This window comes from uncultured Campylobacter sp. (assembly GCF_938031315.1).
Taxonomy (GTDB): Bacteria; Campylobacterota; Campylobacteria; order Campylobacterales; family Campylobacteraceae; genus Campylobacter_B.
Genome location: NZ_CALHHT010000186.1, coordinates 1 through 5,431, shown reverse-complemented (window position 1 = coordinate 5,431; position 5,431 = coordinate 1). Strand labels below are relative to the sequence as shown.

Below are 5,431 nucleotides of genomic sequence, written 5' to 3'. Positions count from 1 at the left end.
TTTGCGGTGATCAGTTTTATTTCTTTATCGGGCGTTACAACAAAAAATACATTAGCGAAAAGCTAAGCAAGCAGCGCCGTAAATTTGCGATCGCGCACCTGCTTTTGCAGCGTTACGGCTGGCCGATAATCTTCCTACAGCGCTATATGTACGGCTTTAGGATGATCATCCCGATGAGTATCGGCATCACGCGCTACAGCTCGAAAAAATTTGCGATCATAAATCTTGTTAGTGCCTGGTGCTGGGCTGCGGCGACGATGGTTTTGGCGTGGTATTTCGGCGAGGAGATCTGGCAGGGCATCAGACTTGCGGAGAAGCATTGGTATTTCGCTATCCCGCTGATCGCAGGATTTTTGTATCTGCTGTATTTTGCGTTTAAAAAGATGGAAACTCATTTTATGAATTTACGAAAGGAAAGAGATGAAAATAGAAATAGTTGATAAAAAGATAGATGAAATCTCAGCCGATTTTGAGGTGATTTTGGTCGTGGATAAAAATTTAAACCACGAATTTATCAAAGACGCGGATAAGCTTACGCTTTTTAATTACAAAGGCGAGGGCAATTTGCTCCTTGCCGAGAGCGGGCGGCTGTATGTGGGAATCAAGGAGCTTAGCTTCGATAAGCTGCGAGCGGCGCTTGCGAGCGCATACAACGCGCTTAAGGGCTACGCGATCAAAAATTTCAAAATCGCCTTTTACAAATGCGGCTGCGACCGCAGAAGTACGATGGCGATGGTCGAGGGCGTGCTTTTGGGCGGCTATGAGTTTAACAAATACAAAAGCGACAAGAAAAGCTCCAGCTTGAATGAAATTTTAATCTCGACGCAGGAGTACGGCGGCAGTAGCCCCGACGTGCAAAAGATGAACTACGGCGTGCAGCAGGGCACCGTGATGGCAAACGCCGCAAATTTTGCGCGCGACGGCGTCAATGAGATCCCCGAAATTTACACGCCCGAAAAGATGGCGAGCGAGGCTGAAATTTTAGCCTCGAACTACGACGACGTGAGCGTTAAAATTTACGATGAGGACTTTTTGCGCGAGCAGAATATGAATGCGTTCTTGGCGGTCAATCGCTCCAGCGCTCATCCACCGCGCCTCATCCATCTGATCTATAAACCGCAGCGCTGCCTAAAGCGCGTCGTTTTCGTGGGCAAAGGGCTTACTTACGACAGCGGTGGGCTAAGTCTGAAGCCGAGCGATTATATGCTTACGATGAAAAGCGACAAAAGCGGCGCGCTAGCTGCGATGGGCATCATCAAGGGCGCTGCCGAGCTCGAGCTGCCGTTTGAGATACATGCGGTCATCGGCGCTACCGAAAATATGATCGGCGGCGATTCATATAAACCCGACGACGTGTTACTTAGCCGCAGCGGCGTGAGCATCGAGGTGCGAAACACCGACGCAGAGGGCAGGCTCGTGCTAGCCGACTGCTTAAGCTACGCGCAGGATCTTGAGCCAGGTCTGCTAATCGATATGGCGACGCTTACCGGCGCTTGCGTCGTGGGGCTCGGCGAATACACGAGCGGCATCATGGGAAACAGCGAGGAGCTAAAGCGTAAATTTAAAGATCTTAGCGATTGTAGCGGCGAGCTATTTAGCATTTTGGAATTTAACGATTACCTGCGCGAGCTAATCAAAAGCAGTATCGCGGACGTCTCCAACTGCGCTTCCAGCAGGTATGGCGGCGCGATAACCGCGGGGCTGTTTTTGGATAAATTTATTAAAGACGAGTATAAAGACAAGTGGCTGCACCTTGATATCGCGGGCCCTGCGTATCTGGAAAAGGCGTGGGGCTATTACGCCGCGGGCGCGACGGGCGCGGGCGTGAGAGCAAACTTATATTTCTTGCAGGCTCTAGCCAAAGAGTTGAAGGACGCGTAGATGGGGCTTTCAGTAGGGATCGTAGGGCTTCCGAACGTCGGTAAATCCACCACATTTAACGCTCTTAGCGGCGCGCAAAACGCACAGGCGCAGAACTATCCATTCTGCACGATCGAGCCCAACAAAGCGGTCGTGCCCGTGCCCGATGCCAGGCTCAGCAAACTTGCGCAAATCGTCGCATCGTGCATTCGACCATCGAGTTCGTCGATATCGCGGGCCTCGTGCGCGGAGCAAGCAAAGGCGAGGGGCTGGGGAATAAATTTCTTTCAAATATCCGCGAGTGCGAGATCATCCTTCATATTGTGCGCTGCTTCGAAAGCGGCGACATAACCCACGTCGAAGGCTGCGTCGATCCTATCCGCGACATCGAGATCATCGAAACCGAGCTGATTTTAGCGGACATAGAGCAGCTTGGTCGCAAGATCGAGCGCCTCGGCAAGGAGGCCAAAGCAAATCAAAAGGGCGCTAAAGAGGCGCTAGCCGTGGCAAACGAGCTTTTAGCGCATCTAAACGACGGCAAGCCCGCTTCAAATTTCGCGCTCAAAGAGGACGAAAGCTACATCGCTTTAAATCGCGAGCTGCGCCTGCTTAGCGCCAAGGATGTAATCTACGGCGCCAATGTGGACGAAGACGGCATCGCGCAGGATAACGAATATGTCGCGCGCGTAAGAGAATACGCAAACGCCCGCGGCGCCGAGGTGATCAAGCTCTGCGCCAAGATCGAAGAGGAGCTCATAGGGCTAAGCGACGAGGAGACGCACGAGATGCTGCAAAGCCTAGGCGCGCAGCAAAGCGGGCTGGAGCTCATCATCAAGCGCTCCTTTGCGAAACTCAGCCTCATCAGCTACTTTACCGCAGGCGAGATGGAGGTGCGCGCGTGGACGATCACGAAGGGCTGGAAGGCTCCGAAGGCTGCGAGCGTGATCCACAACGACTTTGAGCGCGGGTTCATCAGAGCCGAGGTGATCGGATTTGATGATTTTATCGCGTGCGGCGGCGAGAGCAGGGCGAAAGAAGCGGGCAAAATGCGCCTTGAGGGCAAGGACTACGTCGTGCAAGACGGCGATGTGATGCACTTTAGATTTAACGTTTAAATTCGTTTTAGGTGCGTTGAAATTCGGACTGCGCTAGCTTTAAATTTTGTAAATTTTAGCTCAAACGCGAATTTAATAAATTTTAATTTTTGGAGCAGCGGCTTTCGGCTGAAATTTGTATCGCTAGAACAAAACGAAACTTGTGCGCTAAAACATCGTTAAATTTCATGGCGAAATTTAGTCGGCTTGGTTTGCGTTAAAATTTCACGCGAACAAAGTCGTCTCGCGCAGATTTGCGCTTAAATTCGCCTAGCAAAATACGTCTAAAAAATACTTATGAAATAATGCGCCAAAATTTATACACGGCAAAAACTGCGCGTAAATTTAAAGGGCAAAATTTTACTAAGATCTCAAAGCTGTATCTGCGCGCGATAGCATTTGAGTTCTATATTTAAATTTTCGGCTTGTAATTTGATATCCGGCGATTTTTAAATTTTATGATCTTAAATTTAAACATGTTTGTTTAGTATGCGGTGCGAACTGCTCTCGTAAAGCTAACCGTATTAAATTTGCCGCCGATAGGCGCGGCGTAATTTAGCGAAAATTTCAAAATCAAGCTCGCGATTAGTCCATCTTGCCGCACGAAATTAGGAGTCGCGGAATTTTGTCGCGTAGAATTCCGTCGCGCTGCAGAGCCTTGCGGGAAAGATGAGCGGGTTTTTCTAGTGCCGAGCAAACAGCGCCTAGCAAGCGGCGCTAAATTTAACTTAATTTTGGAGGATTATGCGAAATAAGCAGCCCTATATCGAAGGCAGGATAGAAAACTTGCACGTCCGCGTCCTTAGGCAGGAGATCGAGACGCTCGTGCTTTTTGAGATCGACGGCGTTCGCTTTCGTATGCGTTGCAGGTCGTTCTCGTTTAAGCAGGGCGATTTGGTGCGCGTAAAATACTGCAACCAAGGATATCTAGGCAGCCTCGTCGCCTTGGAAGTCGAGCGCCGCAGAACGCCTTTGGAATATGCCCGCGATTTTGCGTTGAGCGCGCTGGATGCCGTAAAACGCACGCTATCTTTAGCTTGGGACATTTTGATTACGTTCGGCCTGATCTTTTTCGTCACGACGGTATTTTACGCGATCTATTTTGCGTTCGCAAAAGACGCATTCCCAAACCTAGGCGATTTTTTCTACACTTGCGCGGGGCTTGCGTTTGTTGCGATGATAATTCTGGCATACGTTTATGCGATCGTCCGCGCTATTGAAAGGCGCGCACCTCGTTTGACACGGATATTTTTGACGTGCACCTACTTTGCTATATTCCTTATGCTTTTTATTGCCGTTTTTATCATCGCGCTTGCGGTATTGCTTTATATTTGCGATATTTTGGGCTTTGGGGATTATTTCTTTTCTTGTTTAGTGCTCGCATTCGTGTGTTCGTATCTGGTTTGCTCTACTTGTATGCAAAAACTCTCATCGTGGCGCAAGCGTCGTAAGAAATAGCGCTACCCCGCCGCATAAATACATAGCGCGGAATTTCATAATTACGTCGCTTCAAATTTTACATAGCAGAATTTCGCGCCGTGCTATAAATTTTATGCGCCGCGAAATTGCAAAATTCCATTTTATAAAAATACGGCGAGCGGCAAAATCCCACCACATAAATAAACCATATCACTACGTTGCGGGCATTGATAATCTACTCGTTTATTCCGCCAAATTAGCCCATACCGCCGCAAATTTTATGTTTTAAAATTTACGCCGAATCTTTCGCGGCTAAAAAATGCCACGCAGAGCCGCTGTGCCCTCTACATGTCTGTATGGCAAGAAATAATGCACGAAGTTTGTGCAAGCGCCCCCAGACACGCATATTTCGACGCTCAGTCTGTGTTTGACATGCGTAGAATCGAGATCAGGTATCTCTAATCCACCGCTTTTGTAACCGCTATGATACTGATGATCGCTCACTGGAATTGGATGGATCCTGCTATTGGAACTCTCCAACCCGTGCTCAATAGCTATTGGCTGATGCTACACGTTGCCGTGATTGTAGGTAGTTATGGACCTTTTGCCTTAGGAATGCTCTTAGGTGTAATCAACCTCCTACTGATGATAGTTACTACTCAAAAGAATGCTTATAAAATCAATCTTATACAACAAGAACTCACTATCGTAAACGAATTAGCTCTTACAGTGGGGCTCGTAATGCTCACCATAGGCAACTTTTTGGGTGGTATGTGGGCAAACGAAAGCTGGGGACGTTATTGGGGATGGGATCCCAAGGAAACTTGGGCATTGATTAGCATTATGATTTACGCCTTGGTGATACACCTGCGCTTGATACCCCATTGGCGTGGACGATGGGCGTTCAACTTTATGAGCATTGTTGCCTTTAGCAGTATCCTAATGACTTATTTTGGTGTGAATTTCTACCTTACAGGTATGCACAGCTATGCCACAGGCGATAAAATTATCACCCCTGCTTTTGTGTATTATGCTGTGGGTATAGTGCTGTTGTTAGG

At 48.4% G+C, this 5,431-nt stretch carries 4 protein-coding genes and 1 pseudogene; all 5 read left to right on the top strand.

What is annotated here, in order from left to right; genetic code table 11:
• A partial coding sequence (locus tag Q0236_RS04905; RefSeq protein ID WP_297915668.1) for a DedA family protein occupies window positions 1–440 on the top strand: 440 nt, incomplete at its 5' end.
• Window positions 421–1,881 carry a leucyl aminopeptidase gene (locus Q0236_RS04900; RefSeq protein ID WP_297915666.1) on the top strand — a complete coding sequence of 487 codons (1,461 nt, stop codon included), beginning with the start codon at window positions 421–423 and terminating at the stop codon, window positions 1,879–1,881. The genes Q0236_RS04905 and Q0236_RS04900, both read left to right, overlap by 20 nt.
• Window positions 1,882–2,975, top strand: a pseudogene (gene ychF / locus Q0236_RS04895) (redox-regulated ATPase YchF).
• A 723-nt stretch (window positions 2,976–3,698) separates the two neighbouring features.
• Entirely contained in the window at window positions 3,699–4,412 is a 714-nt protein-coding gene (locus tag Q0236_RS04890) for a hypothetical protein (protein ID WP_297915664.1), read from the top strand.
• Window positions 4,413–4,856: 444 nt separating this feature from the next.
• Window positions 4,857–5,431: cytochrome c biogenesis protein (locus Q0236_RS04885; RefSeq protein WP_297915662.1), on the top strand; the 575-nt coding region annotated here is incomplete at its 3' end.

Coding starts and splice junctions, on each gene's coding strand:
- Q0236_RS04900 (WP_297915666.1), top strand. CDS start 421: ATGAAAATAGAAATAGTTGATAAAAAGATAGATGAAATCTCAGCCGAT.
- Q0236_RS04890 (WP_297915664.1), top strand. CDS start 3,699: ATGCGAAATAAGCAGCCCTATATCGAAGGCAGGATAGAAAACTTGCAC.